The 25,404-nt window shown below is 61.1% G+C and carries 18 protein-coding genes and 2 pseudogenes; 11 read left to right on the top strand and 9 right to left on the bottom strand.

Annotated features, from left to right (window positions below):
• Window positions 1-143 precede the first annotated feature (143 nt).
• Window positions 144-2,081, top strand: coding sequence for a methyl-accepting chemotaxis protein (locus MF410_RS14235; protein ID WP_097624063.1), 1,938 nt, complete (start codon window positions 144-146; stop codon window positions 2,079-2,081).
• A gap of 281 nt (window positions 2,082-2,362) precedes the next feature.
• Here the strand turns inward: MF410_RS14235 and dxs are convergent, their stop codons facing one another.
• The gene (gene dxs, locus MF410_RS14230) at window positions 2,363-4,279 is read right to left on the bottom strand and encodes a 1-deoxy-D-xylulose-5-phosphate synthase (protein WP_054181462.1); all 1,917 of its coding nucleotides are present in this window, start codon (window positions 4,277-4,279) and stop codon (window positions 2,363-2,365) included.
• Between the two features lie 287 nt (window positions 4,280-4,566).
• On the opposite strand from dxs, the gene MF410_RS14225 reads away from it, so the two are divergent.
• Entirely contained in the window at window positions 4,567-6,546 is a 1,980-nt protein-coding gene (locus MF410_RS14225; protein WP_097624065.1) for a phospholipase D-like domain-containing protein, read from the top strand.
• Window positions 6,547-6,589: 43 nt separating this feature from the next.
• Here MF410_RS14225 and MF410_RS14220 read toward each other — a convergent pair whose 3' ends face one another.
• The 4 genes from MF410_RS14220 to MF410_RS14205 all read right to left on the bottom strand — a co-directional run bounded on the left by MF410_RS14220 (window position 6,590) and on the right by MF410_RS14205 (window position 9,674).
• A complete protein-coding gene (locus MF410_RS14220) occupies window positions 6,590-7,513 on the bottom strand; it encodes a pirin family protein (protein ID WP_097624066.1) in 924 nt (307 codons plus the stop codon).
• A 116-nt stretch (window positions 7,514-7,629) separates the two neighbouring features.
• Window positions 7,630-8,397 carry an SDR family oxidoreductase gene (locus tag MF410_RS14215; protein ID WP_097624067.1) on the bottom strand — a complete coding sequence of 256 codons (768 nt, stop codon included), beginning with the start codon at window positions 8,395-8,397 and terminating at the stop codon, window positions 7,630-7,632.
• A gap of 87 nt (window positions 8,398-8,484) precedes the next feature.
• Window positions 8,485-8,736: an exodeoxyribonuclease VII small subunit gene (locus tag MF410_RS14210; protein ID WP_003545921.1), complete on the bottom strand. Its 252-nt coding sequence runs from the start codon at window positions 8,734-8,736 to the stop codon at window positions 8,485-8,487.
• A gap of 2 nt (window positions 8,737-8,738) precedes the next feature.
• Window positions 8,739-9,674, bottom strand: a complete 936-nt coding sequence (locus tag MF410_RS14205) for a histone deacetylase family protein (RefSeq protein WP_097624068.1) — start codon at window positions 9,672-9,674, stop codon at window positions 8,739-8,741.
• 188 nt (window positions 9,675-9,862) lie between these two features.
• Between MF410_RS14205 and MF410_RS14200 the strand changes: the two genes are divergently transcribed.
• Entirely contained in the window at window positions 9,863-10,264 is a 402-nt protein-coding gene (locus MF410_RS14200) for a thioesterase (protein WP_097624069.1), read from the top strand.
• 12 nt (window positions 10,265-10,276) lie between these two features.
• Window positions 10,277-10,696, top strand: a complete 420-nt coding sequence (locus tag MF410_RS14195; protein ID WP_131711366.1) for a hypothetical protein — start codon at window positions 10,277-10,279, stop codon at window positions 10,694-10,696.
• Between the two features lie 148 nt (window positions 10,697-10,844).
• On the opposite strand, the gene MF410_RS14190 is transcribed toward MF410_RS14195, so the two are convergent.
• Complete coding sequence (locus MF410_RS14190; protein WP_097624070.1) at window positions 10,845-11,495, bottom strand: GntR family transcriptional regulator; 651 nt, start codon at window positions 11,493-11,495, stop codon at window positions 10,845-10,847.
• Window positions 11,496-11,657: 162 nt separating this feature from the next.
• Between MF410_RS14190 and MF410_RS14185 the strand changes: the two genes are divergently transcribed.
• The 4 genes and pseudogenes from MF410_RS14185 (at window position 11,658) to MF410_RS14170 (ending at window position 17,414) form a co-directional block, all read left to right on the top strand.
• Window positions 11,658-13,082 carry a malonyl-CoA decarboxylase gene (locus MF410_RS14185; RefSeq protein ID WP_097624071.1) on the top strand — a complete coding sequence of 475 codons (1,425 nt, stop codon included), beginning with the start codon at window positions 11,658-11,660 and terminating at the stop codon, window positions 13,080-13,082.
• Window positions 13,079-14,592, top strand: a pseudogene (locus tag MF410_RS14180) (malonyl-CoA synthase). Before MF410_RS14185 ends, MF410_RS14180 begins: the two are co-directional and overlap by 4 nt.
• 93 nt (window positions 14,593-14,685) lie before the next feature.
• Window positions 14,686-16,035: an SLC13 family permease gene (locus MF410_RS14175; protein WP_097624073.1), complete on the top strand. Its 1,350-nt coding sequence runs from the start codon at window positions 14,686-14,688 to the stop codon at window positions 16,033-16,035.
• Window positions 16,036-16,311: 276 nt separating this feature from the next.
• A pseudogene (locus tag MF410_RS14170) lies at window positions 16,312-17,414 on the top strand (helix-turn-helix transcriptional regulator).
• Between the two features lie 188 nt (window positions 17,415-17,602).
• On the opposite strand, the gene MF410_RS14165 reads toward MF410_RS14170, so the two are convergent.
• Entirely contained in the window at window positions 17,603-18,613 is a 1,011-nt protein-coding gene (locus MF410_RS14165; RefSeq protein WP_165503940.1) for a PAS domain-containing protein, read from the bottom strand.
• A gap of 494 nt (window positions 18,614-19,107) precedes the next feature.
• Here MF410_RS14165 and MF410_RS14160 point away from each other — a divergent pair, with 494 nt between their 5' ends.
• On the top strand, window positions 19,108-20,979 hold the full coding sequence (locus MF410_RS14160) for a HAMP domain-containing methyl-accepting chemotaxis protein (RefSeq protein WP_239619825.1): 1,872 nt from the start codon (window positions 19,108-19,110) through the stop codon (window positions 20,977-20,979).
• 173 nt (window positions 20,980-21,152) lie between these two features.
• Here MF410_RS14160 and MF410_RS14155 read toward each other — a convergent pair whose 3' ends face one another.
• Together MF410_RS14155 and MF410_RS14150 are read right to left on the bottom strand one after the other, a co-directional pair.
• The gene (locus MF410_RS14155) at window positions 21,153-21,770 is read right to left on the bottom strand and encodes a 2'-5' RNA ligase family protein (RefSeq protein WP_097624077.1); all 618 of its coding nucleotides are present in this window, start codon (window positions 21,768-21,770) and stop codon (window positions 21,153-21,155) included.
• 176 nt (window positions 21,771-21,946) lie between these two features.
• The gene (locus MF410_RS14150) at window positions 21,947-22,333 is read right to left on the bottom strand and encodes an ectoine synthase (protein ID WP_131711368.1); all 387 of its coding nucleotides are present in this window, start codon (window positions 22,331-22,333) and stop codon (window positions 21,947-21,949) included.
• Between the two features lie 198 nt (window positions 22,334-22,531).
• Here MF410_RS14150 and MF410_RS14145 point away from each other — a divergent pair, with 198 nt between their 5' ends.
• Both MF410_RS14145 and MF410_RS14140 read left to right on the top strand, forming a co-directional pair.
• Complete coding sequence (locus MF410_RS14145) at window positions 22,532-23,425, top strand: LysR substrate-binding domain-containing protein (RefSeq protein WP_097624079.1); 894 nt, start codon at window positions 22,532-22,534, stop codon at window positions 23,423-23,425.
• A gap of 252 nt (window positions 23,426-23,677) precedes the next feature.
• Window positions 23,678-25,243: a methionine--tRNA ligase gene (locus MF410_RS14140; RefSeq protein ID WP_097624080.1), complete on the top strand. Its 1,566-nt coding sequence runs from the start codon at window positions 23,678-23,680 to the stop codon at window positions 25,241-25,243.
• The last annotated feature ends 161 nt before the right edge of the window (window positions 25,244-25,404 follow it).

The raw sequence follows: 25,404 nt of genomic DNA, 5'->3' as shown, positions 1-25,404 counted from the left end.
GCAGCGGTTCATCTGAACTGCTCGGCGCCATGAAGGCGCAAGCGTTTCCACGCCGATCATGTTTTCAGCTTCAAACATCCCGGCGGTTGCGTCTCACGCGACCTGCCTCTCGCCGCGTCGACTGTCGTCAGGAGAAATCACCGATGTCCGCCAAAAACATATCCTTGAACGGTAAGCTTGCGGCCACGTTCGCAGCCCTCATTCTCATTTTCGTCGCCATTTCCGCTTTTGTTTATTCCAAGGCGACGGCGTCTGCGGCTGCTTCTGCCGAGCAGGAGAAGTCCGAGCTGCTCGTTAACCAGATCGACGATGCGCTGCAGGCAATGCTCGAGCAGGCCGTCAATCTGCGCGGCTTCATCCTCTTCCGCAGCGACAGCACCTATGGCGATGTCTTTGCCAACCGCGAGCGCATGCTGAAGGCGATTGCCGCTGCCAAGCAGACGGCGGCCGGCGAACCGCAGCTGGTCGAGATGATCGACGGCATGCAGAAGGCAGCCGACCTCTATTTCCATGAACTGGCCGAGCCGCAGACCAAGGCGCGCAAGGAAACCGACATGCCGATCGAAGAGGTCGTCAAGATCGGCGTCAACGCCACCAAGGGCCAGCTCGACGGGTTCCGCCAGGCCTCGGCGAAGATCAAGGCCAGCGCCCGCGAAAAATCCGAAGCGCTTGCTGAAATTCGCGCCGATGCCAACAGCGATCTGAAGACGACGCTGCTGGCCGGCGGTATCGTCGCCTCGTTTGCCGCCGCCGTGCTCGCCTGGCTGATGTCGCGCACCATCGTCCACCCGATCGTCGGCATGACGAGCGCCATGGATCGCCTCGCCGGCGGTGAAAACGATATCGAGGTCCCGGCAACCGACCGCGGCGACGAAGTCGGCCGCATGGCCCAGTCTGTGCTGGTCTTCAAGCAGGCGGCGATCGAGAAGCTGCGGCTTGCCGGCGAGACCGACCGCATGCGCGGCGACGCCGAACGCCAGCGCCGGGCAAGCGACGAGCAGAAGGCCCGCGAGGAAGGCGAGATCCGCCATGCCATCGACGCGCTGGCCGGCGGCCTCGCCGAGCTTGCCAATGGCGATATGGCCGGCCGTATCCAGACGCCGTTCGCGCCGCAATATGACAGCCTGCGCAATGACTTCAACCATGCCGTTGAAAAGCTGCAGGCGGCCCTGCAATCGGTCGGCCGCAACGCCTCGGCGATCAATGCCGGCGCCGGCGAAATCCGCTCGGCCGCCGACGATCTTGCCCACCGCACCGAACAGCAGGCCGCCGCCGTCGAACAGACCGCCGCAGCCCTCGAGCAGGTGACGACGACCGTCCGCGACAGCGCCAAGCGCGCCGAGGACGCCGGCAATCTCGTCGAGCGCACCCGCCTCGGCGCCGAAAAATCCGGCGAAGTCGTCCGCAGGGCGGTCTCCGCCATGCAGCAGATCGAAAAGTCTTCGGGTGAAATCTCCAACATCATCGGCGTCATCGACGACATCGCCTTCCAGACCAACCTCTTGGCCCTGAACGCCGGCGTCGAAGCCGCCCGCGCCGGCGATGCCGGCAAGGGCTTTGCCGTCGTTGCCCAGGAAGTGCGCGAACTGGCCCAGCGCTCGGCCAAGGCGGCGAAAGAGATCAAGGCGCTGATCACCACATCGGGCGAACAGGTCGTTGCCGGCGTTTCGCTTGTCGGCGAGACCGGCAAGGCGCTGGAAGCAATCGTCGCGGAGGTGCAGGAGATCAACCACCACGTCAGCGCGATCGTCACCGCCACCCGCGAACAGTCGATCGGCCTGCAGGAGATCAACACCGCCGTCAACAACATGGACCAGGGCACCCAGCAGAACGCCGCCATGGTCGAGGAGCAGACGGCGGCAAGCCATGCGCTCGCCCAGGAGGCAAACGCGCTGGACGAATTGTTGCACCAGTTCAAGCTCGGCCAGACGAGGCCGGATGCAGCACCGCGCGCGGCCGTTGCGAACGCCCGCCCGGTCGCTTCTCCGGCCCGCGCGCTCGCCAACAAGGTCACCAAGGCCTTCGGCGGCCGGCAAGCGGCCGCTGCGGTCGCGGTTCAGGAAGACTGGACGGAGTTCTGAGAGGGCGCTTTCCTGGAAGGGAAGAATGTCAAGTGAAGACGGCGGCGCGGTAGTGCCGCCTTTTTTATGGGAATAAGCTTCTGTTAGGTCTGTCCGACCTCGCGGCCCCCTCATCCGCCCTACGGGCACCTTCTCCCCAGGGGAGAAGAGGGAGTCGAGACATCGCCGCAAATTTCGTCCGCCCAGCGGGGGGCCGAAGGACGGGTTGAGACCAGTGGCTCAACCCCGGTCGGTGCCGGCGGGCGGATGAGGGGGCCGCACGGCACACCCTCACACTTCACCTATCCCGCAACCCCGACCGCAACCCCGCGCCCAAGCGCCCGGAACACCGTGGAAACAATCCCGGCGCGATCCAACCCGGCATGGGCGTTCATCGCTTCCGGCTTTGCCTGCTCCATCCAGATATCGGGCATGACGAGCGAGCGGATCTTCAGGCCGTTGTCGAGCAGGCCCTCGCTCGAGAGATATTGCATCACCTGGCTGCCGAAGCCGCCGACCGAGCCTTCCTCGACGGTGATGACCATCTCGTGGTGGCGGGCCAGCTGGCGGATCAGGTCGTGGTCGAGCGGCTTGGCGAAGCGTGCATCGGCAACCGTCGTCGAAAGGCCGGCGGCATCGAGGTCTTCGGCGGCAAGCAGACAGTCGGCAAGCCGGGTGCCGAAGGAAAGCAGCGCCACCTTGGTGCCTTCCTTGACGATGCGGCCCTTGCCGATCTGCAGGATTTCGCCGCGCACCGGCATGTCGACGCCGACACCTTCGCCGCGCGGATAACGGAACGAGATCGGCCCGGCATCATAGGCGACAGCGGTGCGCACCATATGCTTGAGTTCGGCCTCGTCGGCCGCCGCCATCACCACGAAGCCGGGCAGGGTGGTGAGGAAGGCGGTGTCGAAGGAGCCGGCATGCGTCGGCCCGTCGGCGCCGACGAAGCCGGCGCGGTCGATCGGAAAACGCACCGGCAGTCCCTGGATCGCCACGTCGTGCACGACCTGGTCGTAGGCGCGCTGCAGGAAGGTGGAATAGAGCGCCGCGAACGGCTTGTAGCCCTCGGCGGCAAGGCCGGCGGCGAAGGTCACGGCATGCTGTTCGGCGATGCCGACATCGAAACAGCGCGACGGAAAGGCTTCGGCGAGCTTGTCGAGGCCGGTGCCGTTTGGCATGGCGGCGGTGATGCCGACGATCTTGTCGTCGAGGGTGGCTTCCTGCACCAGCGCTTCGGCAAAGACGCTGGTATAGCTCGGCGCATTCGGCTTGACCCTGGCCTGGGCGCCGGTGATGACGTCGAACTTGTTGACGCCGTGATATTTGTCGGCGGCGGCTTCTGCCGGTGGATAACCCTTGCCCTTCTGGGTGACCACATGGATCAGCACCGGTCCGCGCGCATTGTCGCGCACATTGCGCAGCACCGGCAGCAGATGGTCGAAGGAATGCCCGTCGATCGGCCCGATATGATAGAAGCCCATCTCCTCGAACATTGTGCCGCCGGTGACGTAGCCGCGGGCATGCTCGACGGCGCGGGTGATGGCGCGATCGATGTTCTTGCCGAGATAGGCCGTCAGCTTCTTGCCGAAGTCGCGGAAGCCCATATAGGTGCGGCCCGAGGCGAGGCGGGCGAGATAGGCGCTCATCGCGCCCGTCGGCGGCGCAATCGACATGTCGTTGTCGTTGAGGATGACGATGAGCCGCGCATCGAGCGCGCCGGCATTGTTCAGCGCCTCATAGGCCATGCCGGCCGACATCGCCCCGTCGCCGATGACGGCGATGACGCGCCGGTCGTTCTTGTCGAGATCGGCGGCGATCGCCATGCCGAGGCCGGCCGAGATCGAGGTCGATGAATGCGCCGCCCCGAAGGGGTCGTATTCGCTCTCGGCCCGGCGGGTGAAGCCGGAAAGCCCGTCTTCCTGGCGCAGCGTGCGGATGCGGTCGCGCCGGCCGGTGAGGATCTTGTGCGGATAACACTGATGGCCGACATCGAAGATCAGCCGATCGTCAGGCGTGTCGAAGACGCTGTGAATGGCGATCGTCAGCTCGACGACGCCGAGACCGGCTCCGAGATGACCACCGGTGCGCGACACCGCATCGATCATTTCGTCCCGCACTTCGCGGGCAAGCTGCGGCAGGTCGCGATCCTCCAGCTTGCGCAGGTCGGCGGGGTAGGTGACCTGATCGAGCAGGGGGGTCTTCGGCAGTTGTGTCACGGGCGGGCGCTCTTTCTTACTTTTCCTTGTACCGCTTTATTCGATTAGAACGAGGCAAAACAAGTGATTTTCAGGAACCGAAGGTTTTCACCTTAGAGCATGGCGGAAAAATGTGTGAGCGGTTTCGGGAGATATCACATTCTATTTCTGCGCGTTGCATTCGCCTGATCCTGGCCGGTTCCGCCCTGTTTTTCCGAACGGTGGTCGAACGCGCGAAGGGCCGGCGAGCAGCTTGAATATGACACGGAATGGTAGCAGAGTTGCGGCGCTCACTGGGGAGACGGGCCATGGGAACGATTGTCGCAGCGCATGCCTATGTGAACAACGAGGTCGCCTATGTGGCCTGGCACATAGACGCCAAGATCGATGGATGCCTCGGGTTCGAAGTCGTTCGCGTCTATCTCGACGAACAGGGAAACGTGTCGAAAAGACCCGATGGCAGCGATGACCGAGTGACGTGCGCCGCCTGGGTCGCCTTCAAGGGACAGCGCAATCCGCATTGGTTGCCGCAGACGACATCGCTCTGGCCAGTGCAGAAGCTCTCCTGGCGCGACCTGACGCTGCGCAAGCGGCGCAATGAAATGCGGCGGCGGCCGGACGAGGTGCGGGTGCGCTACGAGATCCGTCCACTCGGCGATCTGAAGCCGGGCATGGCGGCTGCCCCCGACCCGACGCCTCAGCTTGTCGAGATCAACAAGCGCGACGCCAACGGCAGGCCGATCAAGAAGGCCGACGGCACCTTCGAGAAAATCTCCGTCAAGGCCTATGACGGTCCTCCGCGGCCGCTCGGTTATCTCGGACCGGCGGTCGCCTCCAACCCCGTCCATGTGACGCGCAAGCGCGGCCAGTTCGAGTCGACCTTCACCAATGGTATTCTCGCCGCCCAGTGGTTGCGCAACGTCCTTCTCGAAGACGGGGTGAAACAGCCGAATGAGCTGATCGACATGATTTCCAATCCGTCGAACGGCATCCGCAAATATCTTGCCGGCGATGTTATTCCGATGCTCAGGGAATTCATGAGTAGACCGGGCCGTTTCCTCGTCGCGCTTTACGAGCTGGAGGACGAGGAACTGCTGGAGCTGCTGCTTGCCAACAAGAACAGGCTGCGCATCATCCTCGCCAATACCGGAAAGGTCGGGGATGCCTGGGATGTGCGCAATGCGCCTGCGCGCAAGGCATTGATCGATGCAGGCGTCGAGATCCACCACCGGATGTTCAACAATTCGAGCCAGATCGGCCACAACAAATTTGTCGTGCACCTACCGGCGGATGACGCTCCGCGCAGCGTTTTCACCGGCAGCACCAACTGGACGGCCACCGGGCTTGCCGGCCAGTCCAACAACGCCTTGATCGTCAGGAACGATGCGGTCGCCGCGGCCTATGTCGCTTATTGGGATCGGATGCTGAAAGACAATAAGACGCTGGAAGCGCCCGTCGAATTCGATGACGGCATGCCCGACAACCAGCAGAGCAAGGAATTCCGCCGCTCCAACGAGACGCCGTCCATTATACCCACAGCCAACGGGGCTTCGCTTCAAACCTGGTTCTCGCCGAACATGCAAAGCCGCAGAAAAGGCAAGGCAATTCCGCCCGACCTTCGCGAGGTCTATCGCCTGATGCGCCGTGCCGAGCATGCGGTGCTCTTTCTTGCCTTCTATCCCGGTCAGTCGGGCCGGGATTGCATCGTCGGCGAGGCGATCGATATCGGCCTCAAGGATCAGAAGCTGATCGTCACCGGCGCCGTTTCCAGCCCGCAGGCCATGCCCAATTACGTCCCCGGCAAGGACAACGATCCCGACGATCCGGATGACGATGAAGAGGGTGTTTCGCCCCATACTTTCGACGAGGCCAATGTATCGATCGTTCGGGCGTCGCGCATCGATGACCGCCAGTTGCTGGCGGATTTCGGTGCGGAGGAACTGACGGCCAAGAAGGTGGGCGCCATCATTCACGACAAGGTGCTGGTGATCGATCCCCTGTCGGACGAATGCGTCGTCGTCCTCGGCAGCCACAATCTCGGCTTCAAGGCCTCCTATGCCAATGACGAAAACATGCTGATCGTCAAAGGCGACCGGGCGCTGGCCGAAGCCTATGCCGTCCACATCCTCGACGTCTATGACCACTATCGCTTCCGCGCCGTCGAGGCTGAATTGAAGCGCCAGGGCAAGAAGGGCTGGTCGGGCTTTCTCAACGTCGACGACAGCTGGCAGGATGGCTATATCAACCGCACGAAGGGCGCACTGACGCGGTATTTCGCGGCGGGTTGAAATTCGGGGACAGGTGACCGGCGGCGGCCGATCATTGCCGCCGTCAGCCTTCCGGCAAAGGCACGAATTCCTCTTCGTCGCCGGGAACGATATCGAAGCGGCCGCTGCGCCATTCCTCTTTGGCTTTTTCGATCCGCTCCTTCGAGGAGGAAACGAAATTCCACCAGATGTAACGTTTCGAATTCAGCGCCGCGCCGCCGAACAGCATCAGGTGGCAGCCGTCGCTGCCGGCTTCGAGCGTGATCGGATCGCCGGGCCGAAAGACCAGCAGCTGATCGGCGGCGAAGCGGTCGCCTGAGATGACGACCTCGCCGGAGAGCACGTAGACGGCGCGCTCTTCATGCGCTGCGCCGAAAGGAAATTTGGCGCCCGGCTGCAGGTCGAGATCGACATAGAGCGTGTCGGAGAAAACCCCGACAGGCGATGTCATGCCTTCGAACGAGCCGATGACCACGCGCCCGCGTACGCCTGGAGCCTCGATCAGCGGCATTTCAGACTTTTCCGTATGAGCGAAGGAAGGATCGATTTCCTCCTTGTCGTCGGGCAGCGCCAGCCAGGTCTGCAGGCCCGACATCAGCAGCGGATGGCCGCGCAGATTGTCGGGCGTGCGCTCGGAATGCACGATGCCGCGCCCTGCCGTCATCAGGTTGATATCGCCCGGACGGATGACCTTTTCGGTGCCGAGGCTGTCGCGATGGCGGATCTCGCCGTCGAAGAGATAGGTAACCGTCGACAGCCCGATATGCGGATGCGGCTTCACATCAAGCGCCTCGTTGGGCTTCAGGATCGCCGGCCCCATGCGGTCGAAGAAGATGAACGGCCCGACCAGCCGTCGCTGCCGCGTCGGCAGCGCCCGCCGCACCTGGAAGCCGCCGATATCGCTGGTGCGCGGAATGATCAGATTCTCGATCGCATCACAGGCGAAGGCATCGCCGGGCAGCGGATCTTTACCGGGAAAGAAGGACATGATGGAACTCTCCGATCTGAGGTGCCGTTGCAGCAGTTTGAATGATGCAGCTTTGCACTGCCCACAGATAGCGCTTGGAGCGCCGCGCGTCCAATCACGCGCTGAGCCGGCCCGTCTCAGATTGCCGTAAAGCCGTTGTCGACGAACAGATGGGCGCCGTTGACGAAATTCGACTCGTCGCTGGCGAGGTAAAGGGCGGCCCGCGCCACGTCTTCGGGCTCGCCGATCCGACCCTGTTGCGCGGCGATGGCGGCATCGGAGACGTCGACGCCGAGCGCCTGCAGGTCGGCCACCTCGCGCAGGCCGTGCGGCGTGCGGATGAAGCCGGGGCAGACGGCGTTGCAGCGGATGTTGCGGTCGCGGAATTCCACGGCGATGGCGCGGGCAAACATATGCACGGCGCCCTTGGTCGTGTCGTAAAGCACTTCCATCGGCGTGGCGGCGACCGCCGAGATCGACGAGGTGCAGACAATCGACCCGCCGCCCGCGGCAATCATCTTCGGCAGCACCGCCTTGGTCATCAGGAACATCGAACGCACATTGACGGCGTGCAGCCAGTCCCATTCCTGAAGCGTCGTTTCCAGGAAGGGTTTGATGACGATGGTGCCGGCATGGTTGAAAAGTACGGTGACAGCGCCGTAGTGTTCCTCGACGCCAGCGACGGCTGAATTGACCGCAGCTTCATCGGAGACGTCGGCCGTCCAGCAGTCGGCCTCGCCGCCGGCATCACGGATCTGCTTGACGGTCTCGGCCGCAGCTTCTCCATTGCGGTCGATGATCGCGACACGCGCGCCTTCCGCCGCAAACAGCTTCGAGGCGGCACCGCCCATGCCGGTCGCGCCGCCTGAGATGATGGCGACCTTGCCCTTCAATCTGTCCGTCATGTTTCCGTCCCCTCATTTATTGGAAGGGGATCATAGATCGGCCGCGAGCCGATCGCCAAGCGCCAAAAGGCAGCTTTGCTCTGACCCTCAGGCCCCGTCGAGCGGTTCGACGCCCTGCGGCTTGCCGGCGCGGTCGAGCCTGATCTTCTCGATGCGGTTTTCGGCGGCCGAAAGCAGCGTCTCGCAATGTTTCTTCAGCGCTTCGCCGCGCTCATAGATCTCGATAGATTCATCCAGCGCCACGTCGCCGCGTTCCAGCCGGGCGACGATGCTTTCGAGTTCGGCGACCGCCTTTTCGAAGGAAAGGCCGGATACCTCCGGCTTGGCGCTGTCAGTCATTCTCAACCCTTCATCATTCGCAGAATATGCATGCCCGCCGATTCGGCGAGCCCCTCGAGATCATAACCGCCTTCGAGCAGGCTGACGACCCGGTTCTTCGCGTGCCGGTCGGCCAGTTCGAGCACGCGGCCGGTTGCCCAGTCGAAATCCTCGCCCGTCAGGTTGATCTGCGCCAGAGGGTCGCGGTGATGCGCGTCGAAGCCGGCGGAGATGATGATGAGATCCGGCCTGAAATCGGCAACGGCCGGCAGCACGCGCGATTTGAACGCCTCGCGGAAATGGTCGCTGCCGACATTCGGCGAAAGCGGCGCATTGACGATGGTGTTGTGCTTGCCCTTCTCGTCCTTGGCGCCGCTGCCGGGATAAAGCGGCATCTGATGCGTCGAGCAGAACAGCACCGAGGGGTCGTCCCAGAAGATATCCTGGGTGCCGTTGCCGTGGTGCACATCCCAGTCGATGATGGCGACGCGCTCGGCGCCATGCCGCTTCTGCGCATGGCGGGCGGCAATCGCCGCATTGTTGAAGAAGCAAAAGCCCATCGCCGTCATCTTCTCGGCATGGTGGCCCGGCGGACGGGCGGCGACGAACACATTGTCGGCGGCGCCGGAAAAGACGTCGTCCACCGCCGCCATCGCACCGCCGATGCCGGTCAGCGCCGCCTGCAGGCTTTTGGGACTGGCATAGGTATCGGCTTCGAGCTGGTTGATCCGGTCCTCTTCCTCAGGAATTTCCCGCATCACGGCTTTGAGATGTTCCTCCGGATGCGCCAGCAGCACCGCATCCGCGCTCGCTTCAGGCGCCTGCCGGCGCTCCAGCCGCTCGAAATTCGGATGTTCGAGCGCGACATTGATGGCGCGGATCCTGTCCGATCGCTCCGGATGACCAGTGGGCGTCACATGTTCCAGAAAGATCGGATGCTCATAAAGACGGGTGCTCATGGAGACACTCTATCGGTCGCTTATGTCATGTTCCACAGCAGATGGGGCATCGCCCGACGATTTCAACAAGCGCGCCTGCGCCCCATCTCGTCGCCGCCGGCATTATAAATTCCTGTCATCTCAGCGGTTTACTTCGAAAAACCCCGTGCTACTGTCGTCAACGGGGAATTTTGTAGGCAGAGTTGTTGATGAGTCAGTCGAAACGCCCGGGTGTAACGGAAATACATGTGCCGTTTCGCGATGTCGATATGACCGGCCAGATGTTTCTGGCCTCCTATATTTCCTATGCCGAGTCCGTCATTGCGAGCTTCTGGTTAGCGCGGCCCGAGGTCGAGGACGAACCGGTCTATATCGCCAGCAAGATTACCTGCGTTCTCCACCGCCCGCTGCATTACGACGAGCCGGCCCTTTTTACCGCCGCCGTCGACAAGATCGGCGTGCGTTCCATCGGCTTCATCGTCTCGATCGATACGGGGGAGGAACGCGCCGCCGAGGTGGAGATCATCTGGCAGGCCCGCAGCGGCGAGGATCAGCAGCCGGTGTCTTTGCCGGAGGAGACGCGGGACTGGCTTTATGGGTTCTTGGATTAGAGGAGCCATTCGGTGACGCGACTTTCAATGCTCGCAACTGGCCTGTTGCTTGTGTCCGTCAGCGCTGCTTGGAGCGATGATGAGCCCCGTCCCTACCAAGGTCCTCTTTTCTTCAATGGCGAGGGTTACGTCAGCACGCGTTTTATTAGCGCAATCGCACCACTAGGTGACGGTTCTCCCATCTATGCAGGTGCCAAGCCGGGGGGCGGAACGGTACTCGCAGTGCTGCACTCAGAGCCAGGTCCAGGAGTTCGTGCCGTTCACGTTGTTCCGAATGAGGACATCGTGGTAGTGGTGATCGCGCCGAAGCGCACCGGTCTTATAGGATGGAAAGGCTGGATCAAATTTACGGTTGTGACCGAAGGCTTTCCTGATGGAAACGAGGTTTCCCGGACGTTTCCAGCCGCCATCCAAAAAGTCGACAGCAATTGAACCGATCCCGGAGTTGGTCCAGCGCTGATCTCTGAAGGCGACTGGGTGAGCGGAGATCCGGGCAGAGTTAAATAGGGGATCGGTAGCGGCCCTATCTTGCGTCAGGAACAGAAAACCAACGCGATCCGGCTTATGTCACGCCCTCCGGTCATCTCGCCGCCATGCTGGCGACCAGATCGCTGAACCTCTCTCCCTGAATGCCGACATGCGTGCGCAGCAGGCGGCGGGCTTCATCTCCATCGCCGGCGAAGATCGCATCGACGATGGCGCAATGTTCCGAGAAAGAGGTCGACAGGCGATTGCGCACCCGCAATTGGAGACGGCGATAGGGGCGCAGGCGCCGATGCAATTGCACGCATTGCTCCTGCAGGAAATCGCTTCGGCTTGCGGCGTAGATGGCCTTATGGAATTCCTCATTGTCGTAGTAGTAGGCATCGCTGTCGCCGGCGCCGGCGGACTGCTCGCAGCGGCCGTGGGTGGCGGTGATCGCTTCCCGGGAGGTCTTGTCCAACCGGCGTGCGGCGAGCGCTCCAGCCAAGCCCTCGAGCTCCGCCATCACCTCGAACATCTCGTAAATGCGGTGCGGCCCCGGATCGATCACGACAGCGCCCCGGCGCGGCCGGATTTCTATCAGGCCGATCGCGTCTAGCTGCATCAAGGCTTCGCGTACCGGCGTTCGCGACACGCCGAACCGATTGGCAAGCACGGTTTCATCCAGCCGTTCGCCGGGGGCGAATTCGTAGGAAAGTATTGCATTTTCAATCTCATCCCGGAGCCACCGGCCGACATTCTCGGACATTTTTCTCGCATCCTTCATACATAAATGCCATTCTTGTATACACGATTGTTGACTTCGTGTACGAAGAATGACAGTCTACATACTACAGACCAAGCCCTTCGATGGGAAGCAGGGGTCCAAGGCGCGCATAATGTGGCGGGCCTGCAGAGAGGGGAGAATGACATGCCTGAAGCTTCTTTCTTCACCGACATGCTGCAAAGCATCACCGATCACGGACGCCAGCTTCTGTTTTCCGGCTCGCGCAATACCCGGGCTGCGGCCAAAGCCGATCTGCAGACTCTCTGCGAGATGCTGTTGTCGAGCCGGGGTGAAGCATCAGGCATCGCCCTTGCGGCCGAGATACTCGATCGCTGGGGCGCGCTCGAAAGCGCGGGCGCGCAGCAATTCTTCCATATGCTTCACGAAACGTTCGGGCCCGACACGGTGAGGCTCGACCAGGCGATGGAAAATTACCGCGCTGACAAAAGCTCTGCCGCCGTCATCGCGCTCCATCAGGCCGCGGAGCCGCGGCGCCAGGAGCTCCTGCGCCGGTTGAATCATGCGCCCAACGGCACCGCCAGGCTGGTCCGTATGCGTCAGCAGCTGCTTGCTTCCAAGGACCGGTCCGAAGCCTATCACGCGCTCGATGCCGACTTCACGCATCTGTTCGGCTCCTGGTTCAATCGCGGCTTTCTGACGCTGCGGCCGATCGACTGGTCGACGCCGGCAAACATCCTCGAAAAGATCATCAAATACGAGGCCGTGCATGAGATCGCCAGCTGGGAGGAGTTGCGCCGCCGTCTGGCGCCGGCCGACCGTCGATGCTTTGCCTTTTTCCATCCCCGATTGGCCGACGAACCGCTCGTGTTCGTCGAGGTGGCGCTCACCCGATCCTTGCCGAATGCGATCGCCGATGTACTCGACGAGGGGAGGGAGCAGATCAATGCCGATGAGGCGACGACGGCTGTCTTCTATTCGATCTCCAACTGCCAGGATGGCCTGCGCGGAATCTCGTTCGGCAATTTCCTGATCAAGCAGGTCGTGGAAGACCTGCGGCGAGACCTGCCGGGCCTGAAGAATTTCGTCACGCTGTCGCCTGTCCCGGGCTTCGCCCGTTGGCTTGCCAAGGCGCGCGATCCGGCCGGCGCCCGGTCCTTGTCCAAAGCGGCCCTGGAAACGCTGAGCCTGCTGGACGACCCGAACTGGCCCGACAAGGAGAAGAGCAGCGCCGAATTGGAGCGCGTGTTGCTGCCGCTTGCGGCGCGCTACTTCCTGACCGAACGGACGCCGGAGGGCCGCCCGGTCGATCCGGTGGCCCGCTTCCATCTCGGCAACGGTGCTCGGCTTGAAAGAGTGAATTTTCTCGGCGACCGATCGCCGAAGGCAGTCCGGCAGGCGCATGGCCTGATGGTCAACTACCTCTATAAGCTCGACGACATGGTGGCCAACCACGAGGCCTTAGCGCAGCGCGGCGAAGTGATCGCCTCGCCAGCCGTCAAAAGCCTGCTCAACCAGAGCGACGAAGGCGGTCGCGGCGGCAACGGCCAGCAAGGCTCTCGAGCCTTCGCACAGATCATGAACTCAACGCTTGGAGGAGGGCGAAAGTGAGCAACCATCTTTTCGACGCCATGCGGGCCGCGGCACCCGATGACGCACCGTTCATTCGGATCGGCAGCGCTCAGACTTGGACCTATGGCAATGCCTTTGCTCTTTCCGGCCGCCTCGCCGGCGCCATGGACACGCTCGGCATTCGCCCCGGCGATCGGGTTGCGGTGCAAGTCGAGAAAAGCGCCGAGGCATTGATCCTTTACCTCGCCTGTCTTCGAAGCGGCGCGGTCTACCTGCCGCTCAATACCGCCTATACGCTGGCCGAGCTCGATTACTTCATCGGCGACGCCGAGCCGCGTCTGGTGGTCGTTGCCTCGGCTGCGCGGGAGGGCGTGGAGAAAATCGCCAAGCATTACGGCGCGATCGTCGAAACGCTCGACGCTGACGGCAGCGGCTCGTTGCTCGATCTGGCGCGTGACGAGCCGGCCGACTTTGTCGACGCTTCGCGCTCCGCCGATGATCTGGCCGCGATCCTCTACACCTCGGGAACGACGGGACGCTCCAAGGGGGCGATGCTCACGCATGGGAACCTGCTTTCGAACGCTCTGACCTTGCGCGACTATTGGCGCGTCACCCCCGATGACCGGCTGATCCACGCCTTGCCGATCTTCCACACGCACGGGCTGTTCGTTGCCACCAACGTCACGCTGCTCGCCGGCGCCTCGATGTTCCTGCTGTCGAAGTTCGACGCCGACGAGGTCGTTTCACTGATGCCGCAGGCAACCATGCTGATGGGCGTGCCTACCTTCTATGTCCGCCTCCTGCAAAGCCCGCACTTCGGTAAAGAGGCGGCAGCCAGCATCCGCCTGTTCATATCAGGCTCGGCGCCGCTGCTTGCAGAAACGCACACCCAGTTCCAGGCGCGGACCGGCCACGCGATTCTCGAGCGCTACGGCATGACGGAAACCAACATGAACACCTCCAACCCCTATGAAGAGAAGCGGATCGCCGGGACGGTCGGCTTGCCGCTGCCTGATGTGACGGTGCGCGTCACCGATCCCGCCACGGGACAAGTGCTGCCGCCTGAACAAACCGGCATGATCGAGATCAAGGGGCCGAACGTCTTCAAGGGTTATTGGCGCATGCCGGAAAAAACCGCGGCCGAATTTACCGCGGACGGCTTCTTCATCAGCGGCGACCTCGGTAAGATCGACCGGGACGGTTATGTGCACATCGTCGGCCGCGGCAAGGATCTGGTGATTTCGGGGGATACAATATCTATCCGAAAGAGGTCGAGAGCGAGATCGACCAGATCGAGGGCGTCGTCGAGAGCGCTGTGATTGGCGTGCCGCATCCCGATTTCGGAGAGGGCGTAACGGCCGTCGTCGTATGCAGACCCGACGCCGGCCTGGATGAAAAGACCATTGTCCGCGCCCTCCAGGATCGCCTCGCGCGCTATAAGCAGCCCAAACGCATCATCTTCGCCGAGGACTTGCCGCGCAACACAATGGGCAAGGTTCAGAAGAACATCCTGCGGCAGCAATACGCCGATCTCTACACAGGGACGTAAGACGGCCGCCCTCTGGGAGGAGGGCGCGTCGGTATCCGCATCAATATTGCAAACAGCAGCGACGGCGCCGGAGGCGTCGGAGGGAGGGGAATCATGGGTATTGAAATTCTGGCCATAGGCCTGCTGGTCGCCATGTTCATCGTTGCGACGATCCAGCCGATCAACATGGGCGCGCTCGCCTTTGCCGGCGCCTTCGTGCTTGGCTCGATGACCATCGGCATGAAAACCACCGACATTTTTGCCGGCTTTCCGAGCGATCTGTTCCTGACGCTCGTCGCCGTCACCTACCTCTTCGCCATCGCGCAGATCAACGGCACCATCGATTGGCTGGTCGAATGCGCCGTCCGCCTGGTGCGTGGACACATAGGCTTGATCCCCTGGGTGATGTTCCTCGTCGCCGCCGTCATTACCGGCTTCGGCGCTCTTGGGCCTGCCGCGGTCGCGATTCTTGCGCCCGTCGCGCTGAGCTTTGCCATCCAGTACCGCATTCACCCCGTCATGATGGGCCTGATGGTGATCCACGGCGCGCAAGCGGGCGGTTTTTCGCCGATCAGCATCTATGGCGGCATCACCAACCAGATCGTCGCCAAGGCCGGCCTGCCTTTCGCGCCGACCTCCCTGTTTCTCTCCAGCTTTTTCTTCAACCTGGCGATCGCGGTGCTGGTCTTCTTCGTTTTCGGGGGCGCAAAGGTCATGCGGCAGGTACCCGCATCGTCCTTTGGCCCTTTGCCCGAACTGCATCCCGAGGGCGTGTCGGCGTCGATCAGAGGTCACGGCGGCACGCCGGCAAAACCCATCCGGGAGCATGCCTACGGTACGGCGGCCGATACCGCCGCGACGCTGCGCCTGAACAATGAGAGAATTACCACCCTGATCGGCCTGACGGCGCTCGGCATCGGCGCCCTGGTTTTCAAGTTCAATGTCGGCCTCGTCGCCATGACCGTCGCCGTCGCTCTCGCGCTGCTATCCCCGAAAACGCAGAAGGCGGCAATCGACAAGGTCAGCTGGTCGACCGTGCTGCTGATTGCCGGCATCATCACTTATGTCGGCGTCATGGAGAAGGCCGGCACGGTCGATTACGTGGCGAATGGCATATCCAGTCTCGGCATGCCGCTGCTGGTGGCGCTGCTGCTTTGCTTTACCGGCGCCATCGTCTCGGCCTTTGCATCCTCGACCGCGCTGCTCGGCGCGATCATCCCGCTTGCCGTTCCGTTCCTCATGCAGGGACATGTCAGTGCCATCGGCGTGGTCGCCGCCATCGCGATCTCGACGACGATCGTCGATACCAGCCCGTTCTCCACCAATGGCGCGCTTGTGGTCGCCAATGCCCCGGATGACAGTCGAGAGCAGGTGCTCAGGCAACTGCTGATCTACAGCGCGCTGATTGCCATCATCGGCCCGATCGTCGCTTGGCTGGTTTTCGTCGTGCCGGGGCTGGTTTGACGACGGGCAGCCGCAGCCATTGCTTGACGCCGCGGGGCATCGCCCGCGGCGTCAAAATGTCCATGCCGCGCGCGGGCATTCCCAGTTCCATGCGTTTCCCGGCTGGAAGGCGCCAGTCGCCAAATGTAACGACGGTCTAAGATGAAGCATGCTTCGGTTGTAGTATTGCGCAGCCGGCAGCTACCGGATTTGAACGCGCGAATTCCGTTGCATTTCCGAATTCAACGCTATTGATTATTCGAAGATGCTTTCATTCGCTGAAGTTGAAAATCGATCATGGTTCAATCGACTGACGTCTCATCTCATTTGACGGATTTGATTTATGGAAGTCTCTTCGGCGAGTGCAGCTGGCAGGATTTCCTCGATCGCGTTGCGCAAACGTCGCCGGGCGGCAAGGCTGCGCTGCATTACCACGATCTGACCTCGTCGGTTGCCCATGTTCCCTTCATGTCGGGCTTTTCGCAGGCCGAGGTCGACCAGTTCAGCAGCCACTTTGCCGCGGTCAATCCTTGGATCCCAGATTGGGTCTCGTGCCCGTCGGCCAGGGCCTGTGCGGCGACGAGATCTTTCCGCGCGAAGAGCTGATAAAATCGGAATTTTACAATGACTGGCTGAAGCGGCAGGCCGGATGCGAAACCAGTGTGGGTGTTTCCATCATTCGCGAGGAAGACCGCACCTTCATCTTGTCGACCTCGACATCTTCGGCCGACCCCGATCTCAACAGGGAAGCGGCCCAACGCTACACGATCCTCGCGCCGCATCTGAAGAGGGCGTTCGATTTCATTCGCAAGCGCGATCTGTTTGCGCCGCACGAACACGTAACCCAAACCCTGTTCGACAGCATCGGGGTCGGCCTGATCTATGTTTCGGAGCAAGGGAAAGTCCGTCGCTGGAACAAGAGCGCGGAGGCCTTGATGGAAGCCGGCCTGCCGGTGCGGATCACCGCAGATGGCAAGCTCGGACTGCAGTGCCAGAAGTCGGCTGCCGTTCTTGAATTGCTGACCTCCCGAAACGGTATGCAGACCAAACCGCACACGGCAATCGTCAAGGGCAGGGACCAGGATAACTACCGCCTCACGCTCGTCCGGCTTCAGTCCGATGCGTTTACCGAGTTTCTGGAGGGGCCGACCGTGGCGCTCATTGCCGAGCCGATGCTGGCGAGCCCCCTCAGGGAGCGGCGCGATTTGCTGATGCAGCTCTACAAGCTGACCGCAACCGAAGTCCGGATCGCATCGAGCATCGCATCGGGCCATTCCGCAAGGGAAGTGGCGATCGCCGACGAGATCAGTTACGAGACCGTCAGAACTCATCTGCGGAACATCTATTCCAAGCTCGGGGTCAACTCCCAGGCCGGCCTGGTGTCGCTGCTGATGCGTTGATTGGTATCGGCTGGCTGGAACTGTTGGGCTACCGCTTATCGCGTTTCATGCTTTTGAAGCCGATGGCGCCCCAAGCTGCCATCTCGTGAGACGATAGTCGCTATCCCCGAGTTGCCATTGGTTCCGGTTAAACTGAAATCTTCGGTCGCGGCAGCGGTTCGGCGGCATGATTGCGATACCGAAACCGCTTACCTTTTGGCTGCGAATGTCACCGTTACAACATCCTTTGGTTCAGACAGGAATGTAATGCCATGGTTCTCCAGCGTTTCGCGCGCCCGCTCGACGTTTTCAGCTTTGACCGAGTGAGCATCCGCTTCCATACGTCGTATTGTGGAAAAGGAAATGCCCGATCGCTCTGCCAGTTCCTGAGCCGTCCAACCGAGCATTGCGCGCGCGGCCCTGATGTGAACTTCGCAGACCGCATTCTGCAGATTGGGTTTCGCGGGAATATCCTCAACCAACTTGGAGACGCCGTGCCATTCAACGATCTCGCCATCGTTATCGAGTAGGGGAACCGCTGTATTTTCGAAACGCTGAAAGACGCCGTCATGCCGTCGGACACGAACGGAGAGATCCAGTTTATACTTGCCCTCAATCGCTCCCTGCCAAGTCGTGCGGAAATGTTGCCGATCGTCAGGATGAACCGCTGCAAGCCTGTCGTAATCCCTGAGCTGCTCCGCCGTCTGACCGGTGAAGCGCATCCAGTTGGTATAGTCGAGCAGCTTACCCTGACTGTCGGCGCGCCAGAACTCGCCACCCACAAGCTTACGCAACGACGCATTGGCCGCGGCGGCGCGGTTGTGTGCAATTTGCGCCTTGTGATCATTGGTTACGTCCTGAACGACACCGTGGAGGATGGCCAGCCGGCCACTGCGGTCATATTGGCGGTCAAATCTGCTTTCGAGCCAAATAAGATGCCCGTCGGGCCGGATGACGCGAAAGCGGCGCGAGGACAGTTGGTTCGCATGTGCCAACTCTACAATTTCTTCGTGCGCTAGACGGTCGTCGGGATGCACAAGGGATTCATAGAGGTCGAAACTTGCCGCAACGGCCTTTGGATCGAGTCCGACGAGACGATAGAGCCCGTCCGACCACGTCAGTTCCCGCGTGATCAGATCATAGGTCCAGGTTCCCGCTCCGAGGAATACCTCAATCAGTTGCGCTCGTTTTTCAGGTGTTTTTGCATTCCGGAGTGGCATTGCCGCGCGCATCCTCTTTTGGCGAGCCCAGAGCCGTCTTTTACGGCCTTCGGAAGGCAGTGAAGACGACATATATCAATTTGAGCAGGATTTCGCCAAGTGAGCAGATATTCGCAGCTTAATGAGCATTAATTGCTCAAAGTCTCTGATGTGAGCAATTATTGTTCATTAGAAATATGTTGGCTGGCTGCCGCGTTCTTACTGACGAGTTACTCGCTAGCGCTAATCTATACTTCAAACGTGGAAGCTCAGGAATTCGGGATCGGATCGCGAATTCCAAAATATTGCCGGTGAATGATCGTGGTGGCCGTCGAAATCGCAATGCTCCTACTGCCCGCAAAATCTGCGCCGCAGGCAAATATTCGTCTCCTCCTTTCGTCGTCAAACTTGCCAACAAGTTCCTGGCGCAAAGCAACTCCAGATACTTTGCAGGTTCCACGACCAAGCTTTCCACTCCTGTGTAACTCCTCCCCAACAAAACAAAGGTCGCCGCTGTGCCAAATCTATCTGTCTCCCGCCTCATCATGCTGTTTGGAATCATCGTTACGGCAGGCTTGATCCTGGCTGTCGGTCTGCAGACTAAGGCCTTCGAGGAGTTAAGGGTCAGGGGTCCGGTCTATAACGGCCTCGTCGAGGGCAAGGATCTGGTTGCCGATATCCTGCCGCCGCCAATTTTCGTCGTCGAAGCCTATATGCTGGCGACGGAGGGTGCGGTGCATACCGAGCTGTTGCATCCCAATCTCGGCCGCATTGTCGAGCTTCACAAGGGATACCTGGATCGCAAGGCATTCTGGGCAAAGGCCGACCTTCCCGCGGAAGTCCGCGCCAGGCTGTCGGGTGTCTACAGCTCGGCGGACGTCTTCTGGGACGAGGTAGAGCGCACCTATGCCTCTGCCGTCTCCCAAGAGGACGAACACGCCGTTCACGCAGCGCTTGATCACCTGAAGGACGCGTTTCATGCGCATGAAGCGCAGGTCAATGTTCTGGCGCAGCTTAGCAATGTCTGGTTGGCAAAGTCAGAGACCGCCGCTGAGGCCGCCGGCGTTCGGGCGAGGACGCTTGCGCTGTCGGGCAGCGCGGTTTCGGTTGCACTCTTTCTGCTTGGCCTGTGGTTCGTCCGCAGTCGCGCCATCAGGCCGCTCTTCGCGATTGCCGACAACATGCAGGAGCTTGCAGGCGGCGACTACACGAAATCTGTGCCGTTCCTGTCGCGAAAGGATGAAATCGGCGTGATCGCGGGCGCCGTGGAAGTCTTCCGCCATGCCGGTATGGAGCGTCAGCGCTTGCAGCAGGAAATGGACGACAGCCGCGCCGTCGCGCAACGCGACGCAGCCGAACGCAGCCGCCTGCAGGCGCAGCAGGCAGAATTGCTGCAGCAAGTCGTTCAGACACTCGGCGCGGGCCTCGGTCGACTGGCGGACTGCAATATCCGTACCACGATCGATGAACCCTTTGCCGCCGACTTTGAACCGCTGCGGCACGACTTCAACAATTCGATTGCCACCTTCCAGGCCACGCTCGAACAGGTACTGGCCAAGACCGGACATCTCTCGGCCTCGGCGCAGGAGATGCGCGGTGCCGCAGACAATCTTGCACGTCGCACGGAACAGCAGGCCGCAGCGCTCGAGCAGACGTCCGCATCGCTCGAAGAGGTATCGTCAACGGTGCGTTCTTCGGCCGAACGCACAGCCGAAACCCGCGACCTCGTTCGCGAAGCCAAGGACTGCGCCACCGCCTCCAGCCAAGTGGTCGGCGAAGCCGTCCAGGCAATGAAACGAATCGCGGACGCCTCAGGCCAAATCAGCCAGATCATCAATGTCATCGACCAGATCGCCTTCCAGACCAATCTGTTGGCGCTTAATGCCGGCGTCGAGGCGGCGCGAGCCGGAGATGCAGGCAAGGGCTTTGCAGTCGTGGCACAGGAAGTGCGCGAGCTTGCCCAGCGCTCGGCAAGTGCAGCCAAGGAGATCACTGCGCTGATCCGCAACTCGACCGATGAGGTCGCCTCGGGCGTTCAACTCGTCGACGAAACGGGCAAGGCACTTTCAAAAATCGCTAGCTACGTCACCGAAATCGACGCCAAAGTCGATGCGATCACCACTGCCTCACGCGAACAGTCGATCGGCCTACAGGAAATCAGCGGCGCAGTGAATTCGATCGATCAGATGACGCAGCAGAATGCGGCGATGGTCGAAGAGAGTACGGCGATCGGCCACTCCCTCGCAGTAGATTCCCAAATGCTCACCGAACTGGTTGGCCGTTTTAAACTCAATCGTCGCACCCAGGTCCGCGAGCCGGACGCAGCCTGGGCACGCAGACCAGGCGAGGAGTCGGCGAGAGCCCCCAGACTGGCAGCCGTTCGCTAGTGTGTCAGACGGTTTGGAACCGACAGAACCCAACCTGCGGCGGAGCCTGCCGCCGCAGGCCTCCTGTATGAAGAACGAGATGCAATGCAGCCGCGCGCTGAGCCGGCTCGGCTTGGTGCTGCCGCTCATGCGCTGATTGCCATCAGCCGGCTGGAGCCGGTGGGCTAACCATTTTAGCATTCCGCGCTTTTGCCGCGGAGGACCGGTTCGCTGAGGATATTGATATCGACGTTTGGATAAACGTGCTCTTCCAGCAAGGTGAGGGATCCAGCTCGCATTCCCATGGGTAAACAGTCTGCGTCGAAACTTACCGCCGGCACCGGCTCTTGGGCGAAAAACCTGAACAGCGTTATATGCGCTATGCGGGGCGGGGTTGGACGCCACTGTTCGAAGCAGATGGCCTGTGAAATGGCCGAGCGAAGTCTGTGCAATTCCGCCGGCTCCTCGGCTTTTACGAAGATAGCCGCTTCCGAAGCCGCCACCTCGTGAAAATGAACGTCGAAGGGTGGGGTCTCGTCGATCAGTCTCTCGACAATCTCCGTCCATTGTTCCCCGTTCCGCTTCCAGACCTCCTCGTTCGGAATGCCGAATTGGGCTGCCGCATTAACGAGGGTGACGACCGTCATGTGCAGGCTTGTGGCCGGGACGCGTGAGAGGGACGCGGCGCTGTCTCGCTCGATGCTGTCTTGCAGGACGCAGAGCTTTGACAGCGCCTCGCGATCGGGAAGGAACTGCAGGTGAAACGCGCAGCACCGCTTGAACCACAGCGTATCAACCTTCGTGCGGATCACTGGCAGCACCCTTCCACCCAGCCGGGGCACGCCGCACCGAGAGCGTGCAATTCCGATCCTTGCTATCACATCGCCAAACTGTTCGCCAAGGACGGGCGACCCGGCCGGAGATCGGCGGATGATGAGGATCGTGAGCCGCTCAGGAAGATTGCAGCACCCCCGCCGCGTCCCTCGGCTCAGTATTCGGAACCGCTACTGTTGTTCAGATCGTGACGTTCCGTCCCTTTCAAAGGTGGATTGAAGACACTGACGAGAATGAGGTCCTTGTCCTTGCCACCCCGCAAATAGTGGCGATCATGTTTATCGAGGACGTAAATGTCGCCGACGCGGATCGGAAAGACGTTGCCGTCCATATCCTCGACCTCGCCTTCGCCCTGGATGCAATAGCAGGCCTCCAGGTGGTTGCGGTATTGCAGCAGAGCTTGCGTGTTGGCGCGAACGACCGTGTGGCAGACCGTGAACCCCATCCCGTCATCATTCGTCAGCAGGCGATGGCTCGTGCCATTGCCCCAATCGACGAAGCGCTCGGTCTGCTCCACGTCTTTCAGGCTTCTCACAAACATGTTGTTCTCCTCGAAAATGGCGGAGATAGCTCGATCTCCATGATCCATTAGGCCCTGAAATCCACGCCTGCTTCAAATGATCTAAATTGAGAAAACTGTTAGAATAATTTACATGTTTCGCCCGAATTTGATGTAGATGCCCGAATTTGATGTAGATAAAGGAGCCTATCCTGGCTCTCATGTGAGGAATTCAAACAGATGCAGCTGCCGCCGCTGAACGCATTGAGGGCCTTCGAAGCGACCGCTCGGCTCATGAGCCTCTCAAAGGCCGGAGACGAGCTGCATGTGACCCATGCCGCGATCAGCCACCAGATCAAGCATCTGGAGACGTGGCTGGGGCGCAAGCTGCTCCAAAAATCCGGACGCGGCGTGGCGCTGACGCCAGCGGGTGCCGAATATTATCTTGCCGTCTCCGGCTCATTGGCAGCCATCGCCCATGCAACCGGCAACATGCGCAGAGACCACAATATGCGTTCGATCACGGTCGGCTGCATTCCTTCGATCGCGTCGCGCTGGCTGGTTCCGGCACTGCCGTCGTTCCGGGAGAGCGATCCCGATCTCGACGTCAGGATCGTTTACGCCAGAGCCGAGGAACGCTTCGATGACGAAAGCCTGGATGTTCTCATCACCATGGGGGAAGACCTGTCGGGAGGACGGGAGAGCCGCCTGCTTTTCTCCCGCCGCAACCAGCCGGTGGCCAGCATTCATTATCTGGCCAAGCGGAATTGGACTGTCGGCAGTATTCCCTTTGCAGCGGCCGACCTGCTGCACGACGAATCCGTCGACGGCTGGAAAGAATGGTTCCGGAAGACTGAGATGAAGGCGCCCGAGCCGGTTCGCGGGCCGATATTTCAGGACTTCAACATCCTTGCCACGGCGGTAATAGCCGGGCATGGGGTGGCATTATGCCCGGTCGAAGTGTTTCGGCGAGAGATCGATCGCGGCGACCTCGTCGTGCTTTCGGACATCTCGACCGCCGAGACCCAGGGATATTACCTGATCACCAGTTCCTGGGCGAAAAAGCCGGTGCGTCGTTTTACGGAGTGGTTCACGAAGGAATGCCGATCCGCCGGCTCACCGATCGTTGAATAAGCTCCGCCAAGGCGGGCGCTCAACGGGAGGGCAAAGCGCGCCGGCCCAAACAGCGCGCTTGTTCGAAACCACGCTTGATGCTAGAAAAATGGTATGGACAACAACGTGATCAGCACTTTCGTGATGATGATGCCGCGCTCATAGCGTGGCGGGTTTCGTGCGTCCATAATGCACCAGCAACCGCCCTCGAGGCGGTTTTTTCATGGGTCGATCCGTCTCGCCGGCAATAACAGCCTTCGAAAGGAAACACCGATGAACAAGGCGGATATCTATATCACCACTTCCATCCCCTATGTGAATGCCGCGCCGCATGTGGGTTTTGCCCTGGAACTCGTCCAGGCCGATGCCTATGCCCGTCATCTCAGGCTCCTCGGCCATGACGTCAGGTTCCAGTGCGGGACCGATGACAACAGCCTGAAGAATGTCAGGGCCGCGGAAGCCGCGGGACTGCAGGTGAGGGACTTCGTCAATGCCAACGCCGACAGGTTCGAGCGCCTTGGCGGCCGGCTCGATATCTCCAACCAGGAATTCGTCTGCACCTCCCGTGATCCAAGGCATGTCGCTTGTGTCCACGCCTTATGGCGGGCCTGCGCTGACACCGGCGACCTCTATCGCAAGGCCTATGAGGGCCTCTACTGCGTCGGCTGCGAGCAATTCTACGAGCCATCGGAACTCGATGACGGGCGCTGCCCGGAACATGGGATCGCTCTTGAGATCGTCCGTGAGGAGAACTGGTTCTTCCGTCTATCCCGATATGGCGGCAAACTCCGTGAACTCGTCGAAACTGGTGAGCTTCGCATCGTTCCAGCCCATCGGCGCAACGAGGTCCTTGCCCTGCTGCGGCGTGGCCTGACCGACATCAGCGTGTCGCGCAGCGCCGAACGAGCGCGAGGCTGGGGCGTTCCGGTTCCCGATGGGGGTGGCCCCGAAGCAGGTGACGTCGTCTATGTCTGGTTCGACGCCCTGGCGAACTATCTTACAGGTCTGGGGCACGGATCCGATCAGGTGCTCCAGCAGCGCTATTGGAATCGCGGAGAAAGCATCCACGTCGTCGGCAAGGGCATCTCCAAGTTCCACGCCATCTACTGGCCGGCCATCCTGCTGTCCGCCGGCCTGCCGCCGCCGTCGTCGATCCTGGTGCACGGCTATGTCACGGTGGACGGCAGGAAGATCGGCAAGTCGGCCGGCAACGGCATTGATCCCGAAGGCATCATCGACGCCTACGGAACGCCGGACGCGCTGCGATATTACCTGCTCCGGCATATACGCTCGGGAGACGACGGCGATTTCTCGGGCGAGCGTCTCGAAGCCGCATGGGCGGGAGAGCTCGCAGGCCAGCTCGGCAATCTCGCCAACCGGGTGCTTACCCTTTTATATCAGTCGTTCGGCGGCATCGTACCGCCCGTACCGGAGAGCGAGTTCGTGCAGAAAGCTTACCGCCTTCCGGGCAAGGTGGCGGAGGCCTTCGATGCCTACGAGTTGCATGTCGGCCTCGCTGATATTTTCGAGTTTGTCGGTGAGGCGAACCGGCGATTTACAAAAGGCGCACCATGGGCTGATGCGAAAGCGCTGCTTTGCGATCCCGCTCCGGAGGATCGCAAGGTGACCGCCGAACGTCTTGGCGCTTGCCTGGCGGAGCAGGTCTGCGGCCTTGCGATCGTTGCCCGCTGCCTACTCCCGTTGCTGCCGGGCTCGGCCGCAACGCTGCACTCCAGGCTGGGAATACCGTCTCCTCGGCTCTATCGGGATCCGCTGATCGTGGCTGGGGCCAAGGCTGCCCCGCAAGCCGTGCTCTTCCCACAAAGAGCGGCAGCTTGAATCATCCCGGGGCCGGATACCCTGCGCTGCAGCGACAGCAGCGCAGGGTCGGGAGGGCGGTGACAAGAGAGGGCGTTTTGACGCGATCCGGAATGTCATAAAAGTTTCATACTAGAGCAATTGTCCGGATCGAGAAAATAATCTATTATTTTCATAGGGAA

This window comes from Rhizobium sp. C104, from assembly GCF_022354505.1.
Lineage (GTDB): Bacteria > Pseudomonadota > Alphaproteobacteria > Rhizobiales > Rhizobiaceae > Rhizobium > Rhizobium redzepovicii.
Note: the sequence above shows the minus strand (reverse complement) of the source record. Positions and strands in the feature narration are given on the sequence as shown.

Coding starts and splice junctions, on each gene's coding strand:
- MF410_RS14235 (WP_097624063.1), top strand. CDS start 144: ATGTCCGCCAAAAACATATCCTTGAACGGTAAGCTTGCGGCCACGTTC.
- MF410_RS14225 (WP_097624065.1), top strand. CDS start 4,567: ATGGGAACGATTGTCGCAGCGCATGCCTATGTGAACAACGAGGTCGCC.
- MF410_RS14220 (WP_097624066.1), bottom strand. CDS start 7,513: ATGTCCTTCTTTCCCGGTAAAGATCCGCTGCCCGGCGATGCCTTCGCC.
- MF410_RS14215 (WP_097624067.1), bottom strand. CDS start 8,397: ATGACGGACAGATTGAAGGGCAAGGTCGCCATCATCTCAGGCGGCGCG.
- MF410_RS14210 (WP_003545921.1), bottom strand. CDS start 8,736: ATGACTGACAGCGCCAAGCCGGAGGTATCCGGCCTTTCCTTCGAAAAG.
- MF410_RS14205 (WP_097624068.1), bottom strand. CDS start 9,674: ATGAGCACCCGTCTTTATGAGCATCCGATCTTTCTGGAACATGTGACG.
- MF410_RS14200 (WP_097624069.1), top strand. CDS start 9,863: ATGAGTCAGTCGAAACGCCCGGGTGTAACGGAAATACATGTGCCGTTT.
- MF410_RS14190 (WP_097624070.1), bottom strand. CDS start 11,495: ATGTCCGAGAATGTCGGCCGGTGGCTCCGGGATGAGATTGAAAATGCA.
- MF410_RS14185 (WP_097624071.1), top strand. CDS start 11,658: ATGCCTGAAGCTTCTTTCTTCACCGACATGCTGCAAAGCATCACCGAT.
- MF410_RS14175 (WP_097624073.1), top strand. CDS start 14,686: ATGGGTATTGAAATTCTGGCCATAGGCCTGCTGGTCGCCATGTTCATC.
- MF410_RS14165 (WP_165503940.1), bottom strand. CDS start 18,613: ATGCCACTCCGGAATGCAAAAACACCTGAAAAACGAGCGCAACTGATT.
- MF410_RS14150 (WP_131711368.1), bottom strand. CDS start 22,333: ATGTTTGTGAGAAGCCTGAAAGACGTGGAGCAGACCGAGCGCTTCGTC.
- MF410_RS14145 (WP_097624079.1), top strand. CDS start 22,532: ATGCAGCTGCCGCCGCTGAACGCATTGAGGGCCTTCGAAGCGACCGCT.
- MF410_RS14140 (WP_097624080.1), top strand. CDS start 23,678: ATGAACAAGGCGGATATCTATATCACCACTTCCATCCCCTATGTGAAT.